Origin of the sequence: Fulverythrobacter fulvus (assembly GCF_037154085.1) — a bacterium.
Classification (GTDB): Bacteria; Pseudomonadota; Alphaproteobacteria; order Sphingomonadales; family Sphingomonadaceae; genus Andeanibacterium; species Andeanibacterium fulvum.
The window spans coordinates 678,397-704,347 of the sequence record NZ_JBANRM010000002.1 but is presented as its reverse complement, the minus strand read 5'-3'; the positions used below and the strand labels follow the sequence as shown (position 1 = coordinate 704,347).

The 25,951-nt window shown below is 61.1% G+C and carries 41 protein-coding genes, 1 tRNA gene and 1 pseudogene; 28 read left to right on the top strand and 15 right to left on the bottom strand.

What is annotated here, in order from left to right:
• Positions 1–4 precede the first annotated feature (4 nt).
• Complete coding sequence (gene kdpF, locus WFP36_RS09320) at positions 5–94, bottom strand: K(+)-transporting ATPase subunit F (protein WP_336979915.1); 90 nt, start codon at positions 92–94, stop codon at positions 5–7.
• Positions 95–186: 92 nt separating this feature from the next.
• Entirely contained in the window at positions 187–492 is a 306-nt protein-coding gene (locus WFP36_RS09315) for a hypothetical protein (protein WP_336979913.1), read from the bottom strand.
• A gap of 330 nt (positions 493–822) precedes the next feature.
• Here WFP36_RS09315 and WFP36_RS09310 point away from each other — a divergent pair, with 330 nt between their 5' ends.
• Both WFP36_RS09310 and WFP36_RS09305 read left to right on the top strand, forming a co-directional pair.
• Positions 823–1,590 carry a winged helix-turn-helix domain-containing protein gene (locus tag WFP36_RS09310; protein WP_336979911.1) on the top strand — a complete coding sequence of 256 codons (768 nt, stop codon included), beginning with the start codon at positions 823–825 and terminating at the stop codon, positions 1,588–1,590.
• A 546-nt stretch (positions 1,591–2,136) separates the two neighbouring features.
• Positions 2,137–2,409 (top strand): hypothetical protein, encoded by a 273-nt coding sequence (locus WFP36_RS09305; RefSeq protein WP_336979909.1) that lies wholly within the window; start codon positions 2,137–2,139, stop codon positions 2,407–2,409.
• Positions 2,410–2,547: 138 nt separating this feature from the next.
• Here WFP36_RS09305 and WFP36_RS09300 read toward each other — a convergent pair whose 3' ends face one another.
• Together WFP36_RS09300 and WFP36_RS09295 are read right to left on the bottom strand one after the other, a co-directional pair.
• The gene (locus WFP36_RS09300) at positions 2,548–2,958 is read right to left on the bottom strand and encodes a hypothetical protein (RefSeq protein ID WP_336979907.1); all 411 of its coding nucleotides are present in this window, start codon (positions 2,956–2,958) and stop codon (positions 2,548–2,550) included.
• 615 nt (positions 2,959–3,573) lie between these two features.
• Entirely contained in the window at positions 3,574–3,849 is a 276-nt protein-coding gene (locus WFP36_RS09295; protein WP_336979905.1) for a hypothetical protein, read from the bottom strand.
• 56 nt (positions 3,850–3,905) lie between these two features.
• On the opposite strand from WFP36_RS09295, the gene WFP36_RS09290 reads away from it, so the two are divergent.
• From WFP36_RS09290 to WFP36_RS09275, 4 genes are all read left to right on the top strand, one after another.
• Entirely contained in the window at positions 3,906–4,094 is a 189-nt protein-coding gene (locus WFP36_RS09290; protein WP_336979903.1) for a hypothetical protein, read from the top strand.
• Between the two features lie 176 nt (positions 4,095–4,270).
• Positions 4,271–4,501: a hypothetical protein gene (locus WFP36_RS09285; RefSeq protein WP_336979902.1), complete on the top strand. Its 231-nt coding sequence runs from the start codon at positions 4,271–4,273 to the stop codon at positions 4,499–4,501.
• Positions 4,502–4,901: 400 nt separating this feature from the next.
• The gene (locus WFP36_RS09280) at positions 4,902–5,114 is read left to right on the top strand and encodes a cold-shock protein (RefSeq protein ID WP_336979900.1); all 213 of its coding nucleotides are present in this window, start codon (positions 4,902–4,904) and stop codon (positions 5,112–5,114) included.
• A gap of 73 nt (positions 5,115–5,187) precedes the next feature.
• Entirely contained in the window at positions 5,188–5,409 is a 222-nt protein-coding gene (locus tag WFP36_RS09275; protein ID WP_336979898.1) for a hypothetical protein, read from the top strand.
• 108 nt (positions 5,410–5,517) lie between these two features.
• On the opposite strand, the gene WFP36_RS09270 is transcribed toward WFP36_RS09275, so the two are convergent.
• Positions 5,518–6,510 carry a phage portal protein gene (locus tag WFP36_RS09270; protein WP_336979896.1) on the bottom strand — a complete coding sequence of 331 codons (993 nt, stop codon included), beginning with the start codon at positions 6,508–6,510 and terminating at the stop codon, positions 5,518–5,520.
• A 16-nt stretch (positions 6,511–6,526) separates the two neighbouring features.
• Here WFP36_RS09270 and WFP36_RS09265 point away from each other — a divergent pair, with 16 nt between their 5' ends.
• Genes WFP36_RS09265 through WFP36_RS09255 form a run of 3 tightly spaced genes read left to right on the top strand, consistent with a single transcriptional unit; the run spans position 6,527 to position 8,066 of the window.
• Entirely contained in the window at positions 6,527–6,682 is a 156-nt protein-coding gene (locus WFP36_RS09265; RefSeq protein WP_336979895.1) for a phage major tail tube protein, read from the top strand.
• On the top strand, positions 6,679–7,068 hold the full coding sequence (locus WFP36_RS09260) for a phage tail protein (RefSeq protein ID WP_336979894.1): 390 nt from the start codon (positions 6,679–6,681) through the stop codon (positions 7,066–7,068). Before WFP36_RS09265 ends, WFP36_RS09260 begins: the two co-directional genes overlap by 4 nt.
• Positions 7,065–8,066, top strand: coding sequence for a contractile injection system protein, VgrG/Pvc8 family (locus WFP36_RS09255; protein ID WP_336979892.1), 1,002 nt, complete (start codon positions 7,065–7,067; stop codon positions 8,064–8,066). The genes WFP36_RS09260 and WFP36_RS09255 overlap by 4 nt, the downstream gene beginning before the upstream one ends.
• Positions 8,067–8,130: 64 nt before the next feature.
• On the opposite strand, the gene WFP36_RS09250 is transcribed toward WFP36_RS09255, so the two are convergent.
• Entirely contained in the window at positions 8,131–8,709 is a 579-nt protein-coding gene (locus WFP36_RS09250) for a hypothetical protein (RefSeq protein ID WP_336979891.1), read from the bottom strand.
• Between the two features lie 204 nt (positions 8,710–8,913).
• On the opposite strand from WFP36_RS09250, the gene WFP36_RS09245 reads away from it, so the two are divergent.
• Complete coding sequence (locus WFP36_RS09245) at positions 8,914–9,096, top strand: type II toxin-antitoxin system HicA family toxin (RefSeq protein ID WP_336979890.1); 183 nt, start codon at positions 8,914–8,916, stop codon at positions 9,094–9,096.
• A gap of 66 nt (positions 9,097–9,162) precedes the next feature.
• Positions 9,163–9,558: a type II toxin-antitoxin system HicB family antitoxin gene (locus WFP36_RS09240; RefSeq protein WP_336979889.1), complete on the top strand. Its 396-nt coding sequence runs from the start codon at positions 9,163–9,165 to the stop codon at positions 9,556–9,558.
• 129 nt (positions 9,559–9,687) lie between these two features.
• Here WFP36_RS09240 and WFP36_RS09235 read toward each other — a convergent pair whose 3' ends face one another.
• The 3 genes from WFP36_RS09235 to WFP36_RS09225 form a co-directional block, all read right to left on the bottom strand.
• Positions 9,688–11,772, bottom strand: coding sequence for a UvrD-helicase domain-containing protein (locus tag WFP36_RS09235; protein WP_336979887.1), 2,085 nt, complete (start codon positions 11,770–11,772; stop codon positions 9,688–9,690).
• A 200-nt stretch (positions 11,773–11,972) separates the two neighbouring features.
• Positions 11,973–12,830, bottom strand: a complete 858-nt coding sequence (locus WFP36_RS09230; RefSeq protein ID WP_336979885.1) for a hypothetical protein — start codon at positions 12,828–12,830, stop codon at positions 11,973–11,975.
• Between the two features lie 124 nt (positions 12,831–12,954).
• Positions 12,955–13,440, bottom strand: a complete 486-nt coding sequence (locus tag WFP36_RS09225) for an OB-fold protein (protein WP_336979883.1) — start codon at positions 13,438–13,440, stop codon at positions 12,955–12,957.
• A 195-nt stretch (positions 13,441–13,635) separates the two neighbouring features.
• Between WFP36_RS09225 and WFP36_RS09220 the strand changes: the two genes are divergently transcribed.
• On the top strand, positions 13,636–14,406 hold the full coding sequence (locus WFP36_RS09220; RefSeq protein WP_336979881.1) for a hypothetical protein: 771 nt from the start codon (positions 13,636–13,638) through the stop codon (positions 14,404–14,406).
• A gap of 28 nt (positions 14,407–14,434) precedes the next feature.
• Here the strand turns inward: WFP36_RS09220 and WFP36_RS09215 are convergent, their stop codons facing one another.
• Positions 14,435–14,734, bottom strand: coding sequence for an HNH endonuclease (locus WFP36_RS09215; protein WP_336979879.1), 300 nt, complete (start codon positions 14,732–14,734; stop codon positions 14,435–14,437).
• Between the two features lie 45 nt (positions 14,735–14,779).
• On the opposite strand from WFP36_RS09215, the gene WFP36_RS09210 reads away from it, so the two are divergent.
• On the top strand, positions 14,780–15,160 hold the full coding sequence (locus WFP36_RS09210) for a hypothetical protein (RefSeq protein WP_336979877.1): 381 nt from the start codon (positions 14,780–14,782) through the stop codon (positions 15,158–15,160).
• 194 nt (positions 15,161–15,354) lie between these two features.
• Here WFP36_RS09210 and WFP36_RS09205 read toward each other — a convergent pair whose 3' ends face one another.
• From WFP36_RS09205 to WFP36_RS16810, 3 genes and pseudogenes are all read right to left on the bottom strand, one after another.
• Positions 15,355–15,930 carry a BRCT domain-containing protein gene (locus WFP36_RS09205; RefSeq protein WP_336979875.1) on the bottom strand — a complete coding sequence of 192 codons (576 nt, stop codon included), beginning with the start codon at positions 15,928–15,930 and terminating at the stop codon, positions 15,355–15,357.
• A 39-nt stretch (positions 15,931–15,969) separates the two neighbouring features.
• Positions 15,970–16,479, bottom strand: coding sequence for a S24 family peptidase (locus WFP36_RS09200; RefSeq protein WP_336979873.1), 510 nt, complete (start codon positions 16,477–16,479; stop codon positions 15,970–15,972).
• Positions 16,480–16,491: 12 nt separating this feature from the next.
• A pseudogene (locus WFP36_RS16810) lies at positions 16,492–16,659 on the bottom strand (helix-turn-helix domain-containing protein); the annotation flags it as partial.
• 121 nt (positions 16,660–16,780) lie between these two features.
• On the opposite strand from WFP36_RS16810, the gene WFP36_RS09195 reads away from it, so the two are divergent.
• The 12 genes from WFP36_RS09195 (at position 16,781) to WFP36_RS09140 (ending at position 21,822) form a co-directional block, all read left to right on the top strand.
• On the top strand, positions 16,781–17,059 hold the full coding sequence (locus WFP36_RS09195; protein ID WP_336979871.1) for a hypothetical protein: 279 nt from the start codon (positions 16,781–16,783) through the stop codon (positions 17,057–17,059).
• A 1-nt stretch (position 17,060) separates the two neighbouring features.
• Positions 17,061–17,339, top strand: a complete 279-nt coding sequence (locus WFP36_RS09190) for a transcriptional regulator (protein ID WP_336979869.1) — start codon at positions 17,061–17,063, stop codon at positions 17,337–17,339.
• Positions 17,340–17,538: 199 nt separating this feature from the next.
• Positions 17,539–18,027, top strand: a complete 489-nt coding sequence (locus WFP36_RS09185; protein WP_336979867.1) for a hypothetical protein — start codon at positions 17,539–17,541, stop codon at positions 18,025–18,027.
• Positions 18,027–18,443 carry an ogr/Delta-like zinc finger family protein gene (locus WFP36_RS09180; protein ID WP_336979865.1) on the top strand — a complete coding sequence of 139 codons (417 nt, stop codon included), beginning with the start codon at positions 18,027–18,029 and terminating at the stop codon, positions 18,441–18,443. The genes WFP36_RS09185 and WFP36_RS09180 overlap by 1 nt, the downstream gene beginning before the upstream one ends.
• A gap of 1 nt (position 18,444) precedes the next feature.
• Positions 18,445–18,681 carry a DUF2312 domain-containing protein gene (locus tag WFP36_RS09175; protein WP_336979864.1) on the top strand — a complete coding sequence of 79 codons (237 nt, stop codon included), beginning with the start codon at positions 18,445–18,447 and terminating at the stop codon, positions 18,679–18,681.
• Positions 18,681–18,890, top strand: coding sequence for a hypothetical protein (locus WFP36_RS09170; RefSeq protein ID WP_336979862.1), 210 nt, complete (start codon positions 18,681–18,683; stop codon positions 18,888–18,890). Before WFP36_RS09175 ends, WFP36_RS09170 begins: the two co-directional genes overlap by 1 nt.
• Complete coding sequence (locus WFP36_RS09165) at positions 18,887–19,099, top strand: hypothetical protein (RefSeq protein WP_336979861.1); 213 nt, start codon at positions 18,887–18,889, stop codon at positions 19,097–19,099. Before WFP36_RS09170 ends, WFP36_RS09165 begins: the two co-directional genes overlap by 4 nt.
• A gap of 97 nt (positions 19,100–19,196) precedes the next feature.
• Positions 19,197–19,502 (top strand): LexA family protein, encoded by a 306-nt coding sequence (locus WFP36_RS09160; RefSeq protein ID WP_336979860.1) that lies wholly within the window; start codon positions 19,197–19,199, stop codon positions 19,500–19,502.
• A 10-nt stretch (positions 19,503–19,512) separates the two neighbouring features.
• The gene (locus WFP36_RS09155; RefSeq protein WP_336979859.1) at positions 19,513–19,767 is read left to right on the top strand and encodes a hypothetical protein; all 255 of its coding nucleotides are present in this window, start codon (positions 19,513–19,515) and stop codon (positions 19,765–19,767) included.
• A gap of 23 nt (positions 19,768–19,790) precedes the next feature.
• On the top strand, positions 19,791–20,519 hold the full coding sequence (locus WFP36_RS09150; RefSeq protein ID WP_336979858.1) for a hypothetical protein: 729 nt from the start codon (positions 19,791–19,793) through the stop codon (positions 20,517–20,519).
• Positions 20,516–20,746 (top strand): hypothetical protein, encoded by a 231-nt coding sequence (locus WFP36_RS09145; RefSeq protein WP_336979856.1) that lies wholly within the window; start codon positions 20,516–20,518, stop codon positions 20,744–20,746. The genes WFP36_RS09150 and WFP36_RS09145 overlap by 4 nt, the downstream gene beginning before the upstream one ends.
• Entirely contained in the window at positions 20,743–21,822 is a 1,080-nt protein-coding gene (locus WFP36_RS09140) for a site-specific integrase (RefSeq protein WP_336979854.1), read from the top strand. Before WFP36_RS09145 ends, WFP36_RS09140 begins: the two co-directional genes overlap by 4 nt.
• Positions 21,823–21,834: 12 nt before the next feature.
• Here WFP36_RS09140 and WFP36_RS09135 read toward each other — a convergent pair.
• Positions 21,835–21,908, bottom strand: a tRNA-Gln gene (locus tag WFP36_RS09135).
• Positions 21,909–22,062: 154 nt separating this feature from the next.
• Between WFP36_RS09135 and WFP36_RS09130 the strand changes: the two genes are divergently transcribed.
• Together WFP36_RS09130 and WFP36_RS09125 are read left to right on the top strand one after the other, a co-directional pair.
• Positions 22,063–23,289 carry a Ppx/GppA phosphatase family protein gene (locus WFP36_RS09130; RefSeq protein WP_336979852.1) on the top strand — a complete coding sequence of 409 codons (1,227 nt, stop codon included), beginning with the start codon at positions 22,063–22,065 and terminating at the stop codon, positions 23,287–23,289.
• Positions 23,286–23,948: an RlmE family RNA methyltransferase gene (locus tag WFP36_RS09125; RefSeq protein WP_336979851.1), complete on the top strand. Its 663-nt coding sequence runs from the start codon at positions 23,286–23,288 to the stop codon at positions 23,946–23,948. Before WFP36_RS09130 ends, WFP36_RS09125 begins: the two co-directional genes overlap by 4 nt.
• Positions 23,949–24,226: 278 nt before the next feature.
• Here WFP36_RS09125 and WFP36_RS09120 read toward each other — a convergent pair whose 3' ends face one another.
• The gene (locus WFP36_RS09120) at positions 24,227–24,859 is read right to left on the bottom strand and encodes a c-type cytochrome (RefSeq protein WP_336979849.1); all 633 of its coding nucleotides are present in this window, start codon (positions 24,857–24,859) and stop codon (positions 24,227–24,229) included.
• A gap of 115 nt (positions 24,860–24,974) precedes the next feature.
• Between WFP36_RS09120 and WFP36_RS09115 the strand changes: the two genes are divergently transcribed.
• Positions 24,975–25,868 carry a prephenate dehydratase gene (locus WFP36_RS09115; RefSeq protein WP_336979847.1) on the top strand — a complete coding sequence of 298 codons (894 nt, stop codon included), beginning with the start codon at positions 24,975–24,977 and terminating at the stop codon, positions 25,866–25,868.
• Positions 25,869–25,951 lie beyond the last annotated feature (83 nt).

Below are 25,951 nucleotides of genomic sequence, written 5' to 3'. Positions count from 1 at the left end.
CCCTTCAGAAGCGTTCGGGCCGCAGCAGGACTGCGACGAGATAGATGAGAAGGCCCAGCGCAGTGAGGCCGGCGAGCAGGAGCTGTGGGGTCATGGCCGCGCTCCCTCAGGCTTTCTCGCACAGGCGCAGGCAGGCGAAGGCCAGCACGCCCAGCCCCGCCAGTCCGGCGAGCCAGATCAGATCGTTCATCGGGAATTTCCTCGCATGGTGAAGGATAGGGCGCCGCCCCCGCGCGGCAGCGGGACGAGCTTGAACAGTCCCTGGCCGGAGGCGAGCAGGCAGGAGCCGACGCACCAGCTTTCCACTGCGACAAGGCCGACGACGAGTTCGGCGGCAGTCGCTTCGTGAGCGGGCGGGCGGTTAGCGCAGTGGAAAAGCCAGAGGGAAGCCAGCGCGCACAGGCCCAGCAGGGCGAGGCCGAACAGGCGCAGGCCGAAATCGGCCGCCCGCCAGCGCTCTCCCGATTCGAGGCGGCGAATGATCGCGTGCACCTTGTGGCTCCATCTGCGTTCCGCGGGGAACTGATGGAGGCCCTATTGAACCCGGGCGCGATTAAGGTTCCACGGGGAATCCCGGCAGCGGCATAAAGAAGGTGTAAAGCCGCGCGCAGATGGCGCCCCGCATGCCGGCTCGGGCAAGCGGAAGGGGCTCGCCATGCGGCGAGTCAGCGCTTCGATTTCCGGGAGAGTTTTGGATGCCCCGCGAGGGCGTCGCGTTCCCTGCAAAATCAAGACAATGGGCTGTCTAACCGCATTTTCGCACCCCAGCGTTTCTGCGGCTTTCAAGAATGCACTGGCTAACCCTGATGACGCGGGTGACGCATGAGCCAGGCACTGAGAATCGGAGACGTCCTCGCCGGACTGGAAAGGCCACCCTCCCCTCGAACCGGGCGCCCAGTCTGGCGCAACAGCTACTATGAAGGCACCATCGAGAGCCGGATCTGGCGGCCCTTCATGGGCGGGAACCTGCGCGGGGCGAAACGCCGCATCGGCGCGATCCTGAAGTGCGCGCGAGAGCTCGATCGAAAGACTAGGCGGGAAAGACAACGAGCCACACCTGGAGCCAAGAACGGCATTCTCGGCCAGGTGGCACTGGATGTCCTCGATGCGCTGTATAATCGGTTTCTGGATTATCGGACCGGAGCGCTCGAGCCCGCGATCATGACGATCGCTGAGGCAGTCGGCCATTCCTATTCGGCGGTCCATCGTGCGCTCAAGCGCCTGCGTGAAGCCGGGTTTCTTCAATGGGTACGTCGCACGCGCCCGAGCGATAGCGAAGGTGAGGCGGGTCCTCAGATCGAGCAGATCTCGAACGCTTACGCTCTGCTAGTACCTACCAAGATCGAGGCGATGGTTGGCCACCTGGTCGGCAAAGCGCCTGTCCCGAATGACGTCTCGTGGGATCAGGCCCAGCGGCGGGCGGAGTTCAAGGACATGGTTGCAGGCCTAACGGCAAAGGATTTCCATGCCGATTTCTGGCGAGGCGACAGCCTTGCCGGCGAAACCCTCGCAAAAATTGCTGCAGCCATCGACCGGCGTGAAGAGCAGTCGCGCGAATTCTCGAAAGGCGGAGTCACCGGGGGAGTATAAATACTCCTGATAAGGAATGCGGGCGCAAGCGCCCACATGCGCTGATTTGATCAGGTCACCTCCAACCGAATGGGCAAATGGCCCGTCAACGGTGCGCCGAAGGGACCGGCGTATGCGGGCGGCTGTCCGCCGCCCTTGGGCTCGGCAGGGGCCGAGGAGCAAGCCTCATGCCACCATCCCACGGGAGTGCTTGGGGACATGAAGCACGTGCGTCATATTGCGTCGAACGATGGGCGTGATTGTTCGCTCACCAAAGGCGCAGCAAACCTAGCCGTTTCTCGCTGCAGTGCAGTCGGCCAGACTGCATAAAAACCATGCAAAGAAGCCGAGGGCGAGGCGTGGGGGCGAGGGCGGCGCGCGGGTGGCGGTGGGCGGCCTCCGGGCAGTTGGTGTCGCCCGGCCGGTTTCACTGGTTTTGACCGTTAAGATTCTGCTCCCTCGCCTGCCTCTTAGCGAGACAGGTCGACCAACGTGCTTTCCGTAATCCAACTGATTGAGCCACTGACGCACGCTTCCCTAGACAGGGGGCCCAATGGGACATGGTTAATGACATTCTGGATCATCACCGCCGGTGGCTGGCTCTTATCGGCCGCCATCATGGCCTGGTTCGTGCTCCGCGCGCCGATGGGCTATCAGGATGAGGAGGGCTTCCATTACGGATACCCGCCCGGCCATATCCCGGCGGAGCGCATGGAGGGCCTGCGCTTGGCCTTCGAGCGGGCGGCCGCTGACTTCGAGCCGAGCATGGAAGGCTGGGCCAACATGGTGGCCCAGCGCGCGGAAGTGGGCGAATTGCTGAAGCACGCCCGTGCGGCATGATCCCGGCCCGCCTCCAGCACTGGAGATATTGCGCAATCTCGGCCGCCGGATCTGGGCCAACCGCCTCGCCTTGGAGTTTGCAGCACTTATGGTGCTTATCGGGATCGCACTCGCCCGCTGCGCCCGGATCTTGTTCGATTAGGGCTTGGGCTCACTTACGCCTGACCACGGCATGGAATGTGTGCTCACATCTGCGTAGCGCCTCGTCGGGTTTCTCTCCTGCATGAGATGCTGAACCCTGTCGGTGGTATCGGCCAGCTCCAGGTGCGGATGCGCATCCAGAAAACGCACCGCATCCTCAGCGGTGCGGAAATAGAAGCCGAACCCGATCACGCCGATCCTGGACTGCCCGTGGCAGGCAAAATTCCCGCGCCCGATATGCTCCGCCGCCCAAGCCTGGGCCTGCGTGATGCGCAGCCCCGGCCCGCCAGCACGATCAATATCCGCAATCAGCACCCGCACCGGGAAGGCGCGATCGTCTAGGATAGCTCTGGGAGTCGAACGGCGGACCATCCCGCCCAAATCCGCCTGAAGCGCGATTCGGGTCAAGCAATTTGTTCCCTTTATGTTTCATTTTTGCGCAATTGCTCGCGCGCAATGCCCTTGCTGAAGGCGCGGCACCCAAGGAACGACAGCAGGCCGCCATTTCCGCAGACGATAAAGAATCGGCTATGAATTTGAGACAAGCCTACTGACCGCCTCCGTATTTCTAAAAGTTGCGCTTTAGATGATTCCTCATTGCAGTGAGGCTTTAGGCAGAAATTTTTACTCGCCACCATTGTGCCCTTGTTTGAGCTTTACGACACCCCATATAGGATTAACCGTCAGATCGACCCGATGCCCAAGGCGGCTGAGAGACATGAGCGTGCTCCCGCATCCGGTGGAGCTTGCTTGTCATGACCGATACTCCCCAAAATTGCCGCGACCGCGCACAATTTGCGCGTACTGCCGCTGAGGGGCCCATGTTGGAAAACGAGCGGCGCAAGCATCTGGCTTCGGCAACTGCATGGGAAAATCTTGCGCAGGTGCTGCAAGGTCAATCGCCCCCCCGCCCTCGTCCAACGCCGCAAGTGGCCGGCTCGCCTGCCGCTGCTGTGGAAATGAATGGGGCAACTTCACCGCGCCTCTTCCCAGTCGCAAGCTGGGAAAACGAAGGCGGAAGCGTCAGCCGTGTCCGTTCGCGGCGCGGCGATTTCGGGCCAGGGAGGATTTAAGATGCCCATCGAAAACACCGAACTGGAACGCCGGGTTCTGGCACATGAACGCATTCTGCAGGCTCTCATTGAGCACATAGCGGATGAGCAGCCGCACATCCTCGACCGTTTGAATAAATCGTTTGGGGAAGGTCACGATCTGGGCAGCTGCGAGCAGGATTTCACGTCCACCGCGCAATACGCAGAGCATTTCATGCAGATCATCAAAAATGCCATCCGGAGCCACAGCCCATAACCGAAACTACCCCGCCCAATTCCGGGCATCATGAAAGGTTGTTCGACATGAACGACATCAAGAACCAGCAGAACGACAAGCGCGAGCACAAGGGCCAGCCCCAACAGCAGGGCCAGTCAGGCGACAGGAACGCGCAACCCAACGAACCCAAGCAGGGCGAGCGAGATCGCCAGCAGGAGCAGAAGCAGGACGGCGATCGAAAGCAGGATGCTGACAAGAACTCCAGCCCGAACTGATTTCGGCGCAATCAGATGTACGAAGGCCGCCCCTGACTGGGCGGCCTTTGTCATTCTCGCCGCCATCATTGTAAATCGGGTTGAGGGCACCACATCCAATGTATCGCGATCGGGATTTTATGTAAGCACTCGCGGCTGAGAGACCATGTGCTCCCGCTTACGGTCGGAGAGCAGCCGTGACAAAAGAATATCCCGCGAACGTCAACAACTTGCCTGTACTGGAAGATGCAAAGGAAACTGCGTCCCTTCACTATCGCACGATGAACCGCGATTTTGCCGAAATGGACGCGCTCGGCATCAAGGTCACGCTGGTCGAGCAATATTCCGTTGGCGATTATCACTACACGAATCTAGCAGACGCCGTCGCCCAGGCGCACCGTATGCAGGCGCGAGGCAACAAGTCATGAGCAGATCAGTCAATCTGGACATGCCTGAGGACAAGGTTGCTTCACTGTGCCTTGCAGAGGGCATTGGCATCTATTCCCTCAAACCACTTCCCTTTGGCGGGACGCGTGCATTCTGCAAAACCGAAGATGGCGCCGATGAATTGAGATTACGCCTTCAAAAGTACCTTATAAATTAGGCGATCATTGATTTCCCATATTTAATAATGGCTTATTTAAATCCGTAAAATTCAAACAAATATGCGTCGCACTCTTGTTATTTTACGCAATAAACCCCATCTTCGTACTGCTACCAGTCGAGATCGACGGTCCAAGGCGCTAAGCCGCACCTTCTTCCCTCTGTTGCGTCTCCTAGCTGCGGACGCAGTCAATGGTGATTGCCCGCCTGAAGAAGGAAACTCCAATGACCAGCTTTGGCACAATCAAGTCGTATGACAGCGATCGCGGACGCGGCAAGATCACCTCGGAAAAGGAAGGCACAGTCCTCCGTTTCGAGCAGAGCGCCCTCCCGTACAAGGATGATCTGCCCAAGGAGGCCGAGCGTTACTCTTTCGAGGAAGGCAAGGATGCCGGCGGAAACACCTGCGCGGTGAGTCTTCATCGCGTCACCGCCTAGGTGGGTGGGGGGCGAAAGCCCCCCATTTGACGCCACCATGGCATCCCAGTTTTTACGACGAGGGAGCCCGATCATGGACCTCAACGAACTTCTATCGAACCACCAGCGGGCACTCATGAATGCGAACCATGCGCGCTCCAGCGATGACAAGGTCACCTATTTCGATCTGGTCGCCTATTATGCCAAGCGGATCAGGGAACATCGGGCCAGGCTTGGCTTTCCTCGACTTCCTTGGTTTGTCACCCCGGTGTCCCCAGAGGATAATCGCAGTTCTAGCGGCACTACGCCGCAATAATGACGATTGCACAGATCTTGTTTCACCTGATCGGCAAGCGACTGGAAGCGCAATTGGCTGATTGACTCCGTCAAGTATCGGTGACTGCGCGCTCCCAGCGGTCGAACCTCAGATATTGGCCGCCGCACCCATCGGCTGATATTCGCGATATTGCACCACCGGCAGGCCGCTGATCTCGTTCACCTGCTCCATCGCGCGCATGATCGGCTCGATCTCGTTGGCGAAGAACACATCCACCGCGCTGCGCACATCGCCAAAGCCGCCATTGTTCTGCGGGATCACGCCGATCAGCTGGGGCGGCACGCGATGGGCGGCCAGCATATCGTCGCGGCTCACATTCTTGATGCCCATGAACTCGTCCTTGGCCGCCACTTCGGCCAGGGGCACCACCTTGATGTTGTCGGTCTTCCCGCCCGGCATGTGGATGAACAGGTTCTTGAAGTTCCCCCGGCCCGATGCCGCGCGCATCTGTGCCTTGATCTTCTCCCAATCGTCGTCGCTGATCACGGATTCCGCATTGAGGAAGATGTAACCGGCATGGCCGCCATTTTTGTAGTAGCGCCTCCTGAACAATGTGGCGCTCTCATTGAGCAGGCCTGACTGCAGGGCGCTCAGCCATTCGGGCAGGCCGTAGATTTCCTGCGCGACATCCGGCTCGCGCAGGTGGATCACGCTATTGGCCGGAAATTCGTAATCGCCGCTCACACTGCCAAGGCCCATCGTGTCGGGCTTCACCCAGAAATAGCGGCCCTGCTCCACTCCCACCCGCGTGTGCAGCGCCGGGCTGACCTCATAACGCAGCGGCCGCTTGGCCAGATTGCGGATCTCCTGCAGGAACAGATTGCCCATCTGGAGATAGTCCAGCACCGCCCGCTCATGCGTGGCCGCATCCATCCAGCGCGAAGGGACGAAGTGCTTTTTCAGCAGGTTCACCTTCAGCTTGATCGCACTCTGGTGGTGCGGGCTCATGCGATAGCTTTTCGCCAGCCCGTGGAACGGCACCGGCGGTTCGTACCATTGCCCGCAGATCCATGCCCCTTCGAAGAAGCCCCACAGGCTCTGGCCGTCCAGCACGCCGACATCGTCGCCAAAGCTGGGCATTACCCAGATCGATGGCGTGCTGATCCGCGCGCTGGGCGCTTTCCAGGCGGAAGACACCGGCGCCGTCTCCTCTGTCGAACTGGTGATGCGCGGCCGCCATCAGGAACTGGACTTCGGCAACTGGAAGCCCGGCGACGATACCGAGAAGAAGGTGAAGAGCCTATTACGATGAGTAGCGACCGCCTCCTCTCCATCGGCATGTTCATCTTCGCCACCGATGGCCTCTCCTATCAGGAGCTGGAACGGCGCATGAGCTGGAACTGGGCCGCCGCGCCCCGCTTCGGCGCGCGCGATGCGCTGCAATTCACCGGGCCGGGCGAGGACAAGATCACGCTCAACGGCGTGCTGGTGCCCGAAGTGGCGGGCAAATATTCCGACATCGCCCGCCTGCGCGAAATGGCCGACAGTGGCCAGGTGCAGGATGTCACCCTGGGCGAAGGCGACGTGCTGGGCCAGTTCGTGATCGTGGCAGTGGATCACCGCGAACAGAACATCATCATGGGCGGCCGCGCCCGCCGCTATGACTTCGCGGTGGATCTGCTGAGGTATCAGCCATGAGCGCCCGCCGCGCCGGCTTCTCGCTGGTGGTGGACGGGATCGACTATGCGAAGGAAATCGTCCCCCGCCTGATTCGCCTCTCCCTCACCGAAAAGCTGGGCGAAGCGGCGGACGAGTTGGAGATCGAGCTTTCCAACCATGACGGCGCCCTGAAGCCCATCAAGCGCGGCGTCTATGCCAGCCTTTCGCTGGGCTGGCTGGAAGGCGAAGGGGTGAAGCTGGGCCTGATCGACAAGGGCCGCTTCATGGTGGACGAGGTGGAGAAAAGCGGCCCGCCCGATACATTGCGCATCAAGGCCCGCTCGGCCGACCTGACCGGGGATTATCGCAAGCGCAAGGACAAGGGCTGGAAAGACACCACCCTGGGCGCCGTGCTGCAGGATATCGCCGGGGCCAATGGCCTCAAGGCCAGCATCCATGCCGATCTGGCGGGCATTGCCCTGCCCTCAATCGAGCAGGCCGCCAAGAGCGATGCCGCCTTCGTGCGCGATCTGGGCGCGCGTTACGATGCCGTGGCCACGGTGAAGGACGGCACGCTGATCTTCCTGCCCATCGGCGCCAGCGCCAATGCCTCCGGCCAGGTCTTCACGGGCGCCACGCTGATCCGCCAGAACAACAGCCGCTGGAGCTTCACAATTCCCGACCGCGAGCAGCACGACGGCGCCGAAGCGCGCTGGCACGACAAGCGCGGGGCCAAGGGCAAGACGGTGAAGGTAGGCGGCGGCAAGAACGCCAAGCGCATCAAGCGCAGCTTCGCCAGCGAGGCCGAAGCGAAACAGGCCGCCGCCGCCCAAGCCCGCAAGGCCGCACGCGGCGAATATCAGTTCTCTTACCAGATGGCGCTGGGCGATCCCGGCCTTGAGCCCAACCAGCCCGTGACGCTGGATGGCTGGGACAGCGAAATTGATGCCGTGAAGTGGTTGATCAGCGAGGCCAGCCACTCGCTTGATAAGGGCGGCGGGCTGGCGAGTTCGGTCAAGCTGGAGAGTGTGGTCTAGGACCTCGAGTGCCCAAGCAGCCGAAACGAAAGCAACACCTTTGCATTCATTCCATGAAAAATGATCACTTCCACGCCCTGACTTTGGTCATCAGTGCTTGACTGGTTTTCTCCATGACATCCTCGAGGTCTCTGCGCAGGCTTGGAAGTGAAAAGGTGTCGCCGAAGAGATGAACCAACCGGCTTTGTGCATCGTATACGATGGCAGTGGCATCAACAACTTCGGCTCTCATTGCCTCTGGTTCCGCATCATCGTCGTGAAGAACAAGCTCCATCGTCAAGAACGGACGTGGCGAGGTTGCCGTCCACGCGTCTAACCGTTCATCGAGATGCTCGATGTGATTTCGCAATGAACGATCGCTTAAGCCATGAGTTTCTGGCAATCCTGTGAGTGATCGCAAGTGAGCACCTCGTGCGATATTTCGTGGGGGCCAGAACAACCGTGAAACGTTCGCAGCCACCTGTAGACCTAGACGGATTTGATCGAAGACCCTTCTGTTCTCGCGAACCTCTACACCGGGCTGGGTCTCCACCCTAAGGGCCGCTAGGCGTTCCACTTCGGCAAGGTTATCGAGTGCTCTTCGGCCTTCTGTTAGCGCGAATGACAGCATTATATAGTCTCTGTCTGACTTCGACATTGCCATTGGGGATCCTCTTCGAATCACTAAATTCGGTCCCTGTTCCTTTATCAGGATGCCGAAGAGAAGTGTTGCGCATGCACACCCGTTCATAATGGTGAACCATTGGTTCAACCGCGGACAGCCCTTCCTGCGCGCCCATCTAAAAGGGTGTAAATATTTGCGCATTTCTTCTTGACCGTCCGCCCAGAAATGCGTATTTATTTGCGCATGGAACGGGACAGCAAAAAGATCGTGAGCCGCCTCAAGGATGAGGGTTTCGAGCTGGTGTCGATCAAGGGATCGCACCACAAGTTCCGCAAGGGCAGCGTCACGGTGATTGTCCCCCACCCAAAGAAAGACCTCCCGCTGGGGACGGCCCGATCAATAGCGAAGATGGTGGGCTGGCTCTAAGGGCCAGCCCACCTAGCCGGACGTGCTCACCCGGCGAACTTCCGAGCAGTACGAGAGATGAGACCCATGAAGTATTTTTACGCCATCATTCACAAGGATCCGGACAGCGCCTTCGGCGTCCAGTTCCCCGACCTTCCCGGCTGCTTTTCAGCGGCGGACGATATGGCCGATGTCCTGCCCAACGCGGTCGAAGCGGTGGAACTCTGGATGGAAGATCAGGACGTCATGCCCGAACCGCGCAGCCTTGAAGCCATCAAGGCCGAAGCTGCTGCCGAGCTGGCGGAAGGGGCTTTCGTCCTGGCCGTGCCCTATGTCCGCAGCAAGTTCCGCATGGTGCGCGCCAATATCTCGCTGGATCAGGGCACGCTCGACGCGATCGATTCCGCCGCCGCTGCCCGGCACCTGACGCGCAGCGCGTTCCTGGCCGAGGCAGCGTTGAACGAGATTTCCGGGCGGCACTGAAAGACACGATACTGGAACCAGGACTTCTATTCACGATCCACCACAAGCGGTCGACGGGTTTCAAATTCCGATCCGTCAGGCGCATGGCAAATTGAAAGTCACAGCTCGCCATGCCTGAGGCCACGTCATCTAGCTGTTAAGCTTCTCGAGCGCCCCTGCATCCAGCGCACTTTTGAGAATGCCGCTCGGTCCTCTGGCTCGTACGCCGAGGATCGCGACCTGATACCTTGCCCGTGTGACGGCAACATACAACTTATTGTGAGCTGCGAACGACAGATATGCTTTGCTTTGAGAATGCTGACTACTTGGCGAGGGCGGCACCCTGCCCTCGTCCACGCCCACAAGAACCACACCGTCGAATTCCAGACCGCCTACATAGTCAGGGAGCGACAGAACAAAGCGCCCGGCGCTCTTCGCTCGCCTCACTACTTCTGGATCGCCGCGATGCTTGAGAATCTCCACCGGCCGGTTCTCCTCGATCGACCGCTTCTCGAGTTCGTGGAACAGATGTTCATCAAATACGACGATCGCAATGTCCCCTTTGGTCGCACCCATCGATACGCGCATTTCCTCCGCCACTATTAGGGCTGCATCTACCATAGCGGCGTCGGTCGAATAGTCGGCATAATAAGGACGTTTAGCCTTCTTCTCTTCCTCGAAAGTCATGTTGCTGTGGGCGAGCTTCATCGGATCCTGAAAGTTCGTGAAGAGGCTCGCACCGGCGGAAGTTATACTGAAAGCGAGGTTCACAATGTCTGGTGAGCATCGGAAGATGCCCTTGACGTTTATTGTGGTACTCGACGAACGCTCTTCCGACGAAGGCATGAGCGAGGCCACGTCTATGTCGTCCGCCCAACCTCTGTCACCGATGGCTTGAGAACGGTCCACTGCGAAGGCGATCGGAAATGAATTCTCCGATCTGGTTAGATGATGAAATATTGAAAGCTCATTCATGTTAAAGAGGTGAGTTTCATCAACGAAAATGGCATCGAAGCCATCGCGCGCACGCCGACGCCTCCAGATCGGCGTAGAGAGCTGGCTAAGTGCAGAGAGAACGACGTCGTCTGTGTCGAACTGTCCACCAGCAACGAGCTGTTCTCGGTAGCGCTCATAAATCCGCCATACGAACGCCTTGTCGCCTTCACTACTCACAGGAAGCGCCGAGGGAATGGGAGAGATTCTCTTATAAGTGTCGAGATTCTCCTTAGCCCTCCCCTTAATGACGACAGAAATTTCATGTTGAATGAGCGGGACTTTGAATTCGTCCTCCTCGTTCTCCATGTAAGCCTTGAAGTCAGGCGACATAAACGCAGCGTAGGAGGCAAACTCGTTGCCCACTTGTCGAAGCGCCTCGTCAACGTACATTAACTGCAATTGCTTGGCATCGTATGCGTCGGTATCGACGAATTCCGTTTCGGAGATTTCCTGTCGAAGCAGACCGCTGCAATAACTCTGGAGCGTCTCAACACGCAAGCGACGGATCGACGGCTGTTCCGGCATGAACTCTTCACCGCCCATCGCCTTAAGAACGGTTGAAATGCTGCGCCTACTCGCTTCACTATGTGTTATGAATACTGCTTGATATTCTCGGCCCTCGCTTGCGGCTTGACGCATTGAATGGATCGCGGCGAGAGCCAATGATGCCGTCTTGCCGGTTCCGGCAGGACCATCGATCCGAACTGGATGCAGCAACGGTGCGAGAATAAACCTCTTCTGATCCTCGGTTAGCAGCCTTAGCCAAGTCTCGTATCCCTGATGGATGTCAACCTTAGCTGAAAGTTGCCCTAACGTGGTGCTTGAGAAATTCGTCTCCCACGCAGGTGCCGCGAGTCCGGGCGACGCCTCGAGCTTCGTGCCGAGCCCGTCGAGATCATCCAGGAACTTGCGAAAAGTTGCGACGCTCGCAGTCTCCTGCGGTCCGTCCCCCTGATCGGTTCCGATCTTGTAGGCCAGCAGGTAGCGGCCGGACCTGTTTCGTTTAGCCAGCCTTTCTACGTCCGGGTTCAAGTCCAGCGCGATCCGCACCCCCGTCTTCTGGCTTAGCGGATAGGGGAACACTGCCGCTGTCGTGGCGCTCAAGACTTTCTCCGCCGGAGTCAGAACGCCCTTGTCCCAGAACTTGATGGCAAACCGGAGAACACGTTGAAGATAAAGAATGGCTTGGTCATTGGTAGCGTCGGAAAAGATGCGACTCTGGTCAAGGTCGAAGACCACGTAGCGCTGCTCCGCAACGTTTCTCCCGTAAGCAATTACCCCATGCTTCGTCTTCGATGTGGAAATTCTCGGTCCAACATCGTCTATCGAACCCGATCTTAGCTGGAGCGCGAGACGGCTGGCTTCCGAAAAATCGTTAGATTGGAGGACGCGTTCCGCAATTATGTCCTCAGCAGCGTCGCGCCTGATCGCAAGGAACGTCATACGGCCTCTTCCAAATTAAAGGGGACGATTGCTCGCAGTGCCTTCAATCGGTCAGGCGAGTAATCGGAGACGCCGATCCTCGCATACAGGCCCGTAAAGCGCTGCATAAAAAGCTCGATGAAAGGCGATTGTAACATGCCCACCGGCATCGCGTATTGCTCCTCATCGGCTACTATTAACTTGTCGGCAAATCTCGGCTGATCGCAGCAAATCTGCTCGAAGCGTTGAAAGTCGATGCCTTCTCTTAACTCAGCGGCCAATGCTGCAGGGAGATATCGTATTTCGCGCAGGAGAGCCACATAGCCTTCGCAAGCTTCGCCCGGTTCGGAACTCTCGATAAAGTGATAATCCGAGATGCCATTCGACAGAAGTTCTTCTATTATCCGCTGATATTCCTTTGGCTGCGCGTCGAATAAGTCAGCTGCAGTCTTCGCCCCTGGCGCAGCTCCGAGAGCTGCCTCTGCAGCCTGCTTCTTTGCCTCAGCGTCGGCGAAGCGCTTGGCAGCGCTTTGCTGTGCTTTATCGGTCAGCTTGCCCAAGTGCTCGCGCACGGTTGCCGGGGAGAGCGTGTCGAGCAAAGAGTCAACCAGCCCAGCATCGCGCAACGCGGACTTCATCGCTCCCCGGCTAGCGGCAAGGGCACGCGAAGCCAGCAACCTCAGCCCATCCCGAAACAGCCACGCACGGAAGTTAATCAGCGGTACATAACTAATTACGGAAGCTTTGCCGTGTGCCAAATCGCAGCGCGCGGTGATCACTATTCCCCGCGGAGCGGTGTCGCCATAGTCCTCAGACGCCGCACAAGTGAAGATCGTGCCTTGGGTCAGTTCCTTCGGCAACGGATAGCCAATCATGTCCACAATGCTGTCGCCCCCATCGCTTCAGCCACGTTATCACTGCCACCATCTAACGAGCGAGCAGCACCTCCCCATCCTCCACACTGGTCGAGAAGGTCAGAGGGCCGCCCGCCGCCCTAGTTTACTGGATGTCGCAGTCGGCGAGCATCGGAGAACCGACGACTTCCGACACGTCCTGGCACAGCAACTTCACGTGCTGGCCCTTTGAGAGCGAAGCGGCCTTCGGCTGGCTGTCTTCGGTCAGCGAGGCCTGCGCGCTCTGGAATTCGTTCGACGTGCGCAGCACCACAACCGGCTTGTCCATGAAGTCCAGATCGATGCGCTCGATGGTTCCGGAAACAAGCAGCGGCCGGTCGCCATATTGCTGCTGCGCTGCGGCTTCGTTCGCCTCATATGCTTTGAACAGTTCCTGCGCGGTCACTTCCGTTGGCGGTTCGGCGTTGGCGGGGGCAGCGCTATCGCCGCTCGAACTTCCGCCCGAAGTGCTGCTGCCATCGCCGCCCACCATGCTGCCGACAATGCCCAGCAGAATGAACGCGCCAACGATGATCAGGCCGATCTTGAGGCAGCCCATTTTCTTCTTCGGCTGCGCAGCTTCACCAGTCATGAAATCCCCCTTGTAACGGGCCCAGATCCGCCCAGCCCCCTGTGCGGTTCAGCGCCGGCATTGTGTGGCCCAACACAAGGCCAGATGTGAAATTACGTATTTCCACATTGCAGCACAGGCTGCCATCAGGACTATACCCTAGCAGTTCGCGCGCTCATCCTTAACTTCCATTCCCGGTGTACCTATGTCTGCCTCATGACAGACGAAACCCGCACAATTCTGGAATGGACCTACACCCCGAAAGAATATTTCGAGGTCCCAATCACTGTCTCTTTCAGCGGCGGTTCTATTGAACTTTCCAATGGAAACGCCAGCGGTGAATTCGATGGACGGTTCTACACTGAAGGCAGGGAATTCCGTGACCGGGCAGACGCCTTCCTGCGATCCCAGTTCCGCGCTCAGTTGGTCAAATCCCTGAAGCCATTCACCCTCAACCATGCCGGTTTCTATCGGAGGCACCCGGACGGTCGTACTGACGCATGTGCCTTTCCTGAAACGGTAGTCATACGCTTCTTCAGCACTTCACCTGACATGATTTCGCGAGATGCAGCCGGCAACATCATTCAGGACACCCGTGCTGAACGATTGGCTGACCGCGCGAAATTTCGCGCTGCAATCGCTTGCCTTTACGAAACCGACAGGGTGCTGAAGCGCATGCTCGACAGCATCGAGAACGCACTTCGAGATCCCGACAATTTTCTAATTCACCTCTACGAAGTTCGCGACGCGCTGGCCTCCGAATTTGGGAGTGACGCCCAGGCCAAAGCCGCACTCACTATAAGCAGCGCGGATTGGTCCAAGTTCGGCCGCATGGCAAATGAAGACCCGCTTCTGGAAGGCAGGCACAGAGGCAAACGCGACAATTTGCGAAAAGCAACTCAAGACGAGATCGATTGGGCCAGAAAGTTCTGCGGGACGCTAATTGAAGGGTATGTTCATTACCGCATTGCCAGTCACGCGCAGTGATTTGTGCATCTGACTTTGTGAGCTGGCCTTATTCCCATTTCAGCGCCAGTGCCTTTGTCGACGGGCGAAATTGCTCCTCTGCCGGCAGATGCTTCAATTCAGCTGGCAGATTGAATTCCTCCACGATGTGAGCTTCGGCTGAGATTTTATAGTCAGGTCCAATCTTCAGAAGTCCGAGGTCGAACAGAGTGTGGAGGTCGGCTCGCAGGAGCAGGCCATTTCTAACGTCGTTCGTCTCTTCTCCGAGATATGGCATGATATGGGCCGCTTCGAGCACTTCCCGGACATCACACCCGGAGATTGCGCAGCGACCCTCGTATGCGACCATCAATGCGCTCCGGAACTTGGGTTGCCCCCTCCGAAGGACAACCATTTGCTGGATCCTGCGTCGGCCATCCTTCAGATCAACTGGATCAAATTCGTAGAGTGCCTCCAGCGGAACGTCGACCTCAAAGGCGTCGACATCTTCTACCCTGAACTCGTCAGTTCCCTCATCGCGCCAAAGGACCTTAATCACCTTGCTTCGGCCAGGGTCTGCGAAATGGATACGAAGAACGCCAATGAAGTGGTGCTCTTCGTTAAAGCGGGCATGCTCGCCCCCATAATCGAACTCGACTATCGCGCCTTGAATCTGAACAGTGCATCGAGCAGGATAGAGACCGCCCCTTGGACCCCGGACGTTGTGTTCTCGGCGAGGGTAACTCCCGTCACTTCGAAGCCAGCTAGACGGGTACAAGTCGCTAAAACCCTTTGAAGGGCCCGAGTTCCAGTGAAGTATTAGCACGCGAATTGTCCAATTCTGTGGTGCACGCGGCGTCTGAGCCATTTTGTCCCGCAAAAGCAGCGATTTCGACGCCCCGCCGACATATGCGGCGTTACGCGCAGATCCTCGAACATCACCCCCATTAAGCCCCCCCTTGGCTTTGCTATACCTTCCTCACCCCATGCTCAGCAGACCGGCAAAACCCCATCCGTCATGATCTCCGACCACTCACCGGCCGAAACGATCACGGTATTGCTGGCCCGCGCCTTCTTGATTTTCGAGCTGCTGCCCATCGGATCGGCGGCGACCAGCACATCCGTGAATGGGCTGGGATCGTCTGTCGTATCCCAGCCATTGGCCTGCGCTTCGGCTTCCCAATCGTCGCGTTGCCGATGCTGCCCATTCTGGTCAAGCAGGCGCCCTGTGAAGCACACCAACGGCTTGCCGCTGGTTCGGGGATTGATGGAGGGGCGTGACCGATGCAGCCCCCGCCAGGCATAATCCCGGCGCCAGCTGGCCTGCCATCCTTCGGGCGCCGACAGGCTTCCTCCCGCCAGTTTCATCGCCGCTTCCGCTGCAGGCCGATCTTCCTCCGGCACCATGAAACGCTCGCCATGCACCAGCACGGCATCAAGGTGGCGGCAGAATTTGTGAAGCGCGAAGCCGGTGCAATCGCAGCTGCATTCGTCGCCCACTGTCACGACATGCAACTGTCCGGGTTCCGACCAGGATTTCACCCGGAACGATATTGATTCAGCCATGATCCCCCCGATGCTCTGGCCGGCCCAACGGCTCAGGCACTAAGTCTTCCGAAATATCCCCGCCACCCGGCCGATGATCTGCATCTCGCCGTCGTAGGCCACGTCATCGGGCACATCGGGGTTCGATGAAATCAGGATCATTCCGGAGCCGTCCTTGGTCGGCCGCAGGCGCTTGATCGATCCCAGCCCGCCGATCTCGATCGCCCAGATCTTGTCGGCAAAGCGCGGAGTGCGGTCGAAACTGTCGATCAGCACCACGTCGGAATCGAGGATGGTGGGCATCATCGAATCCCCGGTGCCGGTGGCGAAGAACAAATGCTCCATCGGGGATTCGGTGAACTGGCGCACCCATGCGCGCGAGAAGACCCGCTTCTTGCCGGTAACCGGCACGTCATGAATGAATGACGCGCCAAGTCCGAACGACACGTCGAACTCGTGCAATTCGACCAGATCGGCGGCCTCGCCAACCCCTTTGACTGCAGCCTTGTTGGTCGCGCTGGGCGGCGTCGGCACGCCTCCATGCGGCGCGGAATCGTCGGTTTCGCCCATCAAATATTCCGCCGATGTTCCCAGCTCGCTGGCGATCCGGTGGATATACTTTGATCCCTGCGATTGTCCGCTGACGAGCTTGTAGATCACCGTTTGCGAGACGCCAACGCGTCGCGCCAGCTCGGATTGTGACAATCCAAGCGCGATCAGCAGCTCTTCTAGGCGATCACCACGAAACATCAGCCACCGACGCTACATCATTGGTTTTAGCGCGCCACCCAACTTTAGGCATTGACATGGCTAAATCATTAGTTTTAGCTATGCCTATTGATATAGCCCTCCAACCAAGAGGAAGCCGCGCATGAAACTCCTGACCGCCATCGCCACTGAGTCCGAATATTTCGACCCGCCCTCCGGCTTGACTGCAGGGCTGAGCTATCGCGCCTACTGGCTGCTGGGCTTCGCCGATCGCGCGATAGAACTGTGGCCCACCTTCAGCTCCATCGTGTGGCGTCTCGCGCCGGGCGGGCCGGGATCGCGGGATCGCATGCCTGGCCATGCAGAAGGCTATGACACTGCCTGCGTGTGGCTTCGGGCCGACTCCATCGAAAACCTGTCCGGTCGGAATGCGGCCCACTGAGATGTCAGCCCGGTTCACACCGTTCGAAGCGCTCGAAGCTCTGGTCGAGAAGGCCGGCTCGCAAAGCGCCCTCGCCCGCGCGCTCAGCGTCTCGCAGACGGCGGTGTGGAAATGGCTGCAATCCTCCAAGCGCCTGCCTGCCGAATACGTCCTCACGGCAGAAGCCCTTTACGGCGTCTCCCGCCACGATCTGCGGCCTGACATCTACCCACGCGGATACCCTCCTGCCCCCGATGCCCGCTGGACCGGCACTGATCGCCGCGCGGGGGCATCGGCATGAATTTCTTTCACCAGGTGACCCGAGCCGGGCCTTCTCCCTCAAATGCAGTCCCGGCTCACCTCAGGGCGGGCGGCGGAGGGGGTTTAGCCCCCTGTGCCCCTTCCGTCGCTCGCCCGCCTTTCACCTATCGCGCCGCAATTGGCCGGTCAGCGGGAGCTTTCCGCCTGACTTCCCCCCACCCCCGGAACGGAACCCACGCATGAACCTCCCCGCCCAGGAACAGCGGCAGGCCGAACGCGCACGCCAGTTGATCGAAGATGCCGGCGGGCTGGAAGCCTGCGCCGAGGAAACCGGCCTCTCCACCAGCCAGCTGCACCGCTATTATTCCAAGTCAGACCGGGATTCGATGCCCGCCCGCGTGATCGAGGCGCTGGAGGCTGTCACTCATGGCAAGCCCGGCCACCCGGTGATGACGCGCCACCTCGCACGGCGGCAGGGCTTTGTCCTCGTGCCGCTGCCCCGCGCCTTCCCCGGCGAAGGTGAATGGAACCGCCACATTGCCAACCTCTCCAGCGAGGCAGGCAATCTGATTTCCGGCATTGCCGAAGATCTGGCCGATGATCTGGACGTGGACCCCTGCGAGGCCGCCCAGCGCCTGCCGGGTGCGCGCAGGCTGGTGGAGATCGCTGCAGAGATCGAGGCTGCCCTTGCTGCCCGCGCCACCGCCCGCGCCGGGAGGGATCGCTGATGAGCGGCGAAGGCGTCCTGCCCTCGCGCCACGCAGAAGGCCGCCATGGGCGCGCCAAGATCAAGCGCGGCACGGTGATCTGCCCCGTCTGCAATGCCGATGCCACTATCCATGGCAGCGAGCGGGTGACCCCGCTGGTCAAGACCATGTGGTGCCGCTGCAGCAACATCGATTGCGCCATGTCGTGGCGGATGCAGCTGTCCTTCGAATACGTGATCAGCCCTTCCGGCATCACCCATGCGCTCGATCTGCCGCTCGCCCCGGCTGACCTGCAGCGCAAGGTCTTCGCGCCGCCCAGCGCGGGCCCCGCCCCTGTGCCGGTGCCGGAACACGATCCCAACCAGCTCTGCATGTTCCCTGACCACGGCGAGCCGCTCGCCCCGTCAGACCCCCTCACACCCTGCACCGGAGAGTAACATGGCCGAAGCCACCGATGATCGCCTGCGCCTGCTGATCGAGCGCGTGGAGCGCCTTGAGGAAGAGAAGAAGGGTATCTCCGACGATATCCGCGACGTCTATGCCGAAGCGAAGGCCGTGGGCTTCGATCCCAAGATCATGCGCCAGATCGTGAAGCTGCGGAAATTGCGGCCTGACGATCGCCGCGCGATGGACCTCGTCCTTGAAACCTATCGCAGCGCGCTGGGGCTGGACTGATGGCCCGCCGCGCCTCCCCCGCCCGCCGTGCGCCCCTTCCCACCGCCATCGTGCATGAATACGCCCGCTGCGCCCGCGCGCACCATGGCGGCGGCACTCCACCGGGCTGGGCCGTCCATCCCGGCCACGGCCTGCTGTGCGACGATTGTGACGAGGCTCTGCGCCTCTCCGGGATCACCGGCATCCCTTTGGCGCGGCGGGCGGCGTGAACCCGCGCCCGCCCGAATTCATCGGCGTCGATTGGGCCGTGCAGGATCAGCGCCTAGCCATGCTCAATCGCCGGGTGGAGAAATGGGCCCTGCGCGCCCAGCTCGCCATCCTCGGCACTTGCGGCCTGGTCGCCGCCTTCGCCGCGCCGGTGTTCTTCAAGAACCTCGCCCTCGGCCTGCTGCTGCGCGCGGAAGGCCTGCTGCCATGAGCCTGCGCGATGTCGCCTTCATGGCCTCGGCCCTGATCCTCGCCGCCCTGATGGGCTGCGCCTTCGCCCTGCTGTCCACCCCGCCGGAGTTCCCCTGATGCGCCCCTACCGCGCCTCCCGCCGCCAGCTCAGCGTGCTGCGCTACATCCGCGGCTATCAGCTCGCCCACGATGGCATTTCGCCCACCCTGCGCGAGATTGCGCGCGGCGTCGGCACCATGAACAAAACCGGCGTCTGGCGCGTCCTGCGCACGCTGGAACGCCAGGGCGCCCTCCGCCGCCTCTTCCGCCGCCCCCGCGCGATCGAACTGCTGGTGCCCGTGGCCATCCCCCAGGCCCCAAACGGCGCCCCGCTCTTCCACATCCCCATCCCGCAGCCCCACCGGCTGCGCCCCCAACCCTGAGGACCGCCCGATGCTCACCCGCAACGCCAGCTGGCCCGGCCCCAACCATGGCGCCCGCTTCCGATTGGTGCAGACACGCACTCGGGGCGAGTTACTGCTCGATGATATGGAACGCTACCGCCATACCCACCGCACCGGCCTGCGCGCCATCTGCGCAAGGGCCGGCGTCAACGAAAGCCTGATCTTCCGCCTCCGCAACGGCCTCAACCCCCGCGCCGACATCGAGAAGAAAGTGCGGGACTTCATGCAGCGGAGTGCTGCGTGAACGGAAACCGATCCACAGCGGTCATGCAACGCCGCGCCCCTGCACCTGACGAACTGGATTACTTCCCAACCCAGCCTTGGGCCGTGCGCGCTGCCTGCGAATTCCTCGCGGAGGAACTGGGCGAGGACCTGACCGGCCAGACCTGCTGGGAACCCGCCTGCGGCGAGCTGTTCATGGCCCGCGCGCTTGCGGAATACTTTGCCCACGTGATCGCCAGCGACATCTATCGCTACGCCCCCGATCACCAGATCCATGATTTTCTCTCGCATGGCCCGCCCTTCGCCATGCCGGACTGGATCTTCACGAACCCGCCCTTCCTGCTGGCCGAACAATTCGTGGCCCGCGCGATCGAGCGCGCACGGCGCGGTGTCGTCATGTTCGTACGTGGAGCCTTCACAGAGGGCGACAAGCGCTACGAGGCCCTTTTCCGGCCGCATATCCGGCCATCCTTCATTGTGACTTACGTCGAGCGCGTAGTGCTTCTGCGCGGCCGCCTGATCCGCTCCGGCGCCCCGGATCCCTTCAACGTGGATCCCATTACGCTGGAGCCGCGCAAGGCCAGCTCCGCCACCGCCTATTCCCTCGTGATCTGGCAACCCGGCCAGCACGACACCCGCCACCGCTGGATTCCCGCCTGCCGCCGCCGCCTTGAGCGCGATGCCGACTATCCGGCTTACGAGGATCAATGGGCCGCGCTCCGCCTGCTGCAGGAAGAACGAGCCTCTGCCGGCTGTCAGGAGGCATTGCTTTGAACGCCCACGCCAGCATCCCCGCGCTACCGCGCAAGAGCAGGCGCGCGCTCCTCTCCGAACGGGATCTGCGCCGCATGGCGCGGGTAGCGCGAGAAGAAGGCGTGTCCTTCCGTGGCCGCGTGGATGCGCTCGGCGGCCTCACTTTCACCATCTCACCCATCCTCGCCCACGTGGTGGAGGCCGAGGACGATCTGGACACCCGTATCGAGGCCTACGGCAGCCGATGAAGCGCAAAACCTATCCTTACGTCACCAGCTTCAAGGATCGCCACGGCAAGCGCCGCTGGCGTTTCCGCCGCAAGGGCTATGACACGCACTATTTCAAGGCGCCCTACGGCACGAAGGAGTTCGAGCGGGAATATGCCGCCTGCCTTGAGGCAGAGCCTTTGCGTGTGGGCGTGGATCGCGTCCGGCCGGGCAGCGTCTCCGATGTGATCGCCCGCTATTACGCGGACACGGCCTTCCTCGATCTGCGCCCTGCAACGCAGGTGGTCTATCGCGGCGTGCTGGAACGTTTCCGCGCGGCCTTCGGCGAAGATCCGATGATGCGCTTCGATGCGCACCGGATTTCCCGGTTGATGACCGCGATGCGCGAAACACCGCATGCCGCCATCCGCCTGCGCAAGCTGCTCACTCAGCTGTTCATCGTCGCCCGGCGGGCAAAGATCGTCCCCTACAATTTCGATCCGATCAAGGACACCAAACCGCCCAGGGTGGCAAACAGCGAAGGCTACCACCGCTGGACCGAGGAAGAACTGGCCGCATACGAAGCGCGCTGGCCGCTGGGCACCAGGGAACGCCTCGCCTTCGCCTTGCTGCTCTACGGCGCACAGCGCAGCGGCGACATCCGCACCATGACGCACCAGGCCATCGCCGGCGATCGTATTGACCTGATGCAGAGCAAGACGAGCAACGCCGTGAGCGTGCCCGTGGTGGAGCCCCTCCGCCAGGCGCTGGAAGCCGGCCCGCTTGGAAACACCTACCTGCTGGAGTCGCGACGCGGCGACGTGATCACGCCGAAGAGCTTCTACCAGATGATCAAGAAGGCCTGCGTCGAAGCCGGCCTGCCCCACTGCTCCCCCCACGGCCTGAGAAAATCAGCCGCAAGGCGCTGCCGCGAAGCAGGCTGCACCGACGAAGAAGGCATGGCGATCACCGGCCACAAGACCGTGAAAGAGTACCGCCGCTACGCCGGAGACGATTCCCACGCAGCCCGCGCAGACGCCGCAATGAGCAAGGTAATGGCTAACCATTCCAAAAGGTTAGCCAGCGCGAAATCCCAAACCCCTGAAAGGACTGGATAATGCGAAGAAGATTGGATGCCCCGCGAGGATTCGAACCTCGATAGACGGAATCAGAATCCGTAGTCTTACCATTAGACGACGGGGCAGTGCGGGGCGGCCTCTACGGCTGCTTCCCCGCTTGGTCAACCCCACCTTGCCCTGTTCTTTCGCGCCGCTTGCTCCCTACCCCGCATGGCGCTAGCTTGGACGGCAGGTACCCCCCTTTGAAGGGCGGGCATAAGAACAAGAAAGAATTCGAGTATGGCGGATATCTCTCCGCCGGACAGGCAGCGGGCCGCTGCGCGACGATCGGGCCGGGGCAAGCGGCAGGGCAAATCCCGCAGCGCCGGACCGGAAGGCAAGCAATCCCGCGCTTCCGGCGACAAGCAGGAAGCAAGGGCCAATGCGCCCGAACCCGGCAGCGCACGCGCCAAGCCCGCCATGTTTCAGCCCAGTCCGGCCCCCCGCGGCGGAATGCTTCCGCGAAATTCCTATGCTGCGATCGATCTGGGCACCAATAATTGCCGCCTGCTGATCGCGCGGCCTTCCGGCAATAATTTCACCGTCATCGATGCCTTCAGCCGCGTAGTGCGGCTGGGCGAAGGCCTGGCGCAGACCGGCCGCCTATCGGACGAGGCAATGGACCGGGCCGTCGGCGCGCTGCGCGTCTGTTCCGAAAAGCTCAAGCGCCGCAATGTCCACCTCGCCCGCTCGGTCGCGACAGAAGCCTGCCGCCGCGCCACCAATGGCCAGGAATTCATCGAGCGGGTGAAGCGCGAAACAGGCATCGTGCTCAATGTCATCACTGCCGAGGAAGAAGCCCGCCTCGCCGTGTTGGGCTGCCACATCCTGCTGGAAGACGGCAAGGGACCGGCCGTGATCTTCGATATCGGCGGCGGGTCGACCGAACTCGTGCTGATCGAGCAGGGCGGCCCGATCCCAGAGATCGTCGACTGGCAGAGCGTTCCCTGGGGTGTGGTGTCGCTCACGGAAACCTGCGGGCATGACGAATCCTCCGCCCAGAAGCGGGAAGCGCGCTATGCCGAAATGCGCCGGCTGGTGAGCGAGAGCTTTGCCCCCTTCGCGGAGCGCATTGCCTCCGCCCGCGCGCCCGATCTGCGGCTGCTGGGCACCAGCGGCACAGTGACGACACTGGCCAGCGTCCATCTCGACCTGCCGCAATATGACCGCAAGGCCGTGGATGGCCTGATCGTACCGGCCGATTCGATGCGCTCCATCAGCGGCAGGCTGTCCACTCTTTCTCCGGCCGAGCGGCGGCAATTGCCCTGCATCGGCAACGAAAGGGCCGATCTGGTGGTGGCCGGCTGTGCGATTCTCGAATCGATTCTGGACATTTGGCCCGCCGAGAGGCTTGGGGTAGCCGATCGCGGGATTCGCGAAGGCATTCTGCGCAGCCTGATGAGCGCCGACAATGAAGGCGAACAGGCGCGCGCCCATCTGCGCCGGACGAAAAGGCAGGCATCGTGACCCGATCGGGACGCAATCCAGAAAAGCGGGTGAAGACCGCACGCGGCCGCACGGCTTCGTCGAATCGCTGGCTCTCCCGCCAGCTGAACGATCCTTACGTGAAGCAGGCCAAGGCCGAGGGCTATCGGAGCCGCGCGGCCTACAAGCTGATCGAGCTGGACGAGAAATTCGGCCTGCTGAAAGGCGCACAGCGCGTGGTCGACCTGGGCATCGCGCCGGGCGGCTGGAGCCAGGTGGTGCGCAAAGTGGCCCCGCGCGCGGCCATCGTGGGCATCGACCTGCTGCCGACCGAACCGATCGAAGGCGTGACCATCTTCCAGATGGACTTCATGGCCGACGAGGCGCCCGAGGCACTGGAATCGGCCCTGGACGGCGCGCCGGACCTCGTCCTGTCGGACATGGCCGCCAATACGGTGGGCCACAAGCAGACCGACCATTTGCGCACCATGGGGCTGGTGGAAACCGCCGCCGATTTCGCGATCCAGACGCTGGCGCCGGGCGGCGCCTTCGTGGCCAAGGTGTTTGCGGGCGGTACCGATCCGGACCTGCTGACCCTGCTCAAGCAGAAATTCGCCACGGTGAAGCACGCCAAGCCGCCTGCGAGCCGCAAGGGCTCATCCGAATGGTACGTGATCGCGCAGGGCTTCAAGGGGCGCTGAGGGGGCGCTTTAACCCCGAACTTGGGTGGGCCCTGTTCCACTGAGCCAAGGACCTACTTGTCATCCCGGCGAACGCCGGGATCGCTGGCGTTATTGGCTCAAGCTGGCCAGCGGTCCCGGGTCAAGCCCGGGACGACGGAAGAACAAGGAGGGATGCTGAACCAAGCTCGGGGTGACGAGTGGGCAAGCACCGTCAGCCGTCCCTGTAAACAACCCGAACGACAAACAAAAAGGGCGGGAATTACCCCGCCCTTTTCAATTTGGTTGATGCGGCAGCCTTACTTGGCAGCCGGGGTCGCTTCCGCAGCAGCCGGAGCTTCCGAACCCTCGGCGGCAGGCGCTTCGCCTTCGGCCGGAGCAGCAGCGGCATCTTCGGCCGGAGCGTCGGCAGCCGGAAGCGGCAGGTTCGAACCCTTGGTGTTGAGGAACGCGATCAGGTTGGCGCGGTCTTCCGGGTTGGAAAGGCCGGCGAAGCTCATCTTCGTGCCATCGGCGAAGGCACGCGGGCTCTTCAGCCATGCGTCGAGGTTTTCGAAGGTCCACTCGCCGCCATGACCGGCAAGCGCGCTCGAGAAAGCGAAGCCGCCGCGGCCTTGGGCAATGCCTTCACCCACGACAGCGAAGAGATTCGGGCCGATGCCGTTGGCAGCGCCCTGATCGATCGTGTGGCAGGAAACGCACTTGGAGAAGATCTTCTCGCCCTTGGCGGGATCGGCTGCTGCAAGCAGGGTGTTGAGCGACGGGCCGGAGCCCGCGCCTTCTTCCGCGACGCCAGCGATCGGGAAGCCCATCTCGTGCGGACGGTGGTGCTTGTCGGCCTGGAAATACATGCCGCTCAGGATCGAAAGGCCAAGGGCCACGATGCCTGAAAAGAGAAGCCATCCGGCAAAGGTGTTGAAACGGTCGGTCATCCGTGATCTGTCCGGGCGATTGGAGTTTGGGCGCCGCTCTAGTCAGCCCCCGCGCGCTTCGCAAGTGTCAACGTGACTTGTTCGCACAGCCCACTGCGTTTAGGCGCTTGGCGCAATGCACAGCTTCCCTGCCCCCGCGCTCGCCCTGGTCGAGCAGATGACCGCTTCGGCGGCCGAAGATCCCGCGCGCGCGATCGCCTTTCAGGGCGCTCCGGGCGCCAATTCCCACCGCGCCGCGCTGGAATATGCGCCGGAATGCCTGCCTTTGCCCTGCTTCAGCTTCGAAGACGCGCTGGACGCAGTGAAGGCCGGCCGCGCCGGGGCCGCGATCATCCCGATCGAGAATTCGCAGCATGGCCGCGTGGCGGATATTCATTTCCTGCTGCCCGAAAGCGGGCTGTCCATTGTCGGGGAATATTTCCTGCCGATCACGTATACGGTGATGGGAATCGGCCCCGGCCCCTATACGGCGGCCTTTAGTCACCCGCAGGCACTGGGCCAGACTCGCCATTATCTGCGCAGCCACGACATCGTGCCGATGGCCTATGCCGATACTGCGGGCGCGGCTGCCTATGTGAAGGAAATGGGCGATCCCAAGGCCTGTGCCATCGCCCCGAAGATCGCCGCCGAGCTTTATGGCCTGACCATCGCGGCGGAAGGCGTGGCCGACGCGGATGACAACACCACGCGTTTCGTCCTGCTGGCGAAAGAGCCGCTCGACCCGGCAACGCTGGAAGACGAACCGGCGATGACCACCTTCGTCTTCGAAGTGAAGAACGTGCCCGCTGCCCTGTACAAGGCGCTGGGCGGCTTTGCGACCAATGGCGTGAACATGACCAAGCTGGAAAGCTATCAGGCGGGCGCCAGCTTCGCCGCGACCATGTTCTTCGTCGACATCGTCGGCCGCCCGGGCGAGCCCAATGTGGACCGCGCGCTGGAAGAACTGAAGTTCCATTCCAAGGAAGTGCGGCTGCTGGGCAGCTATCGCATGGCCCGCGAACGCGGCTAGGTTGCCCCCACCGGCTGGCGTATCGACCGGTCGATACGCATTATCCCATTGATCCCGCATCGGCCCCAGTCGTTGCTTGCGTG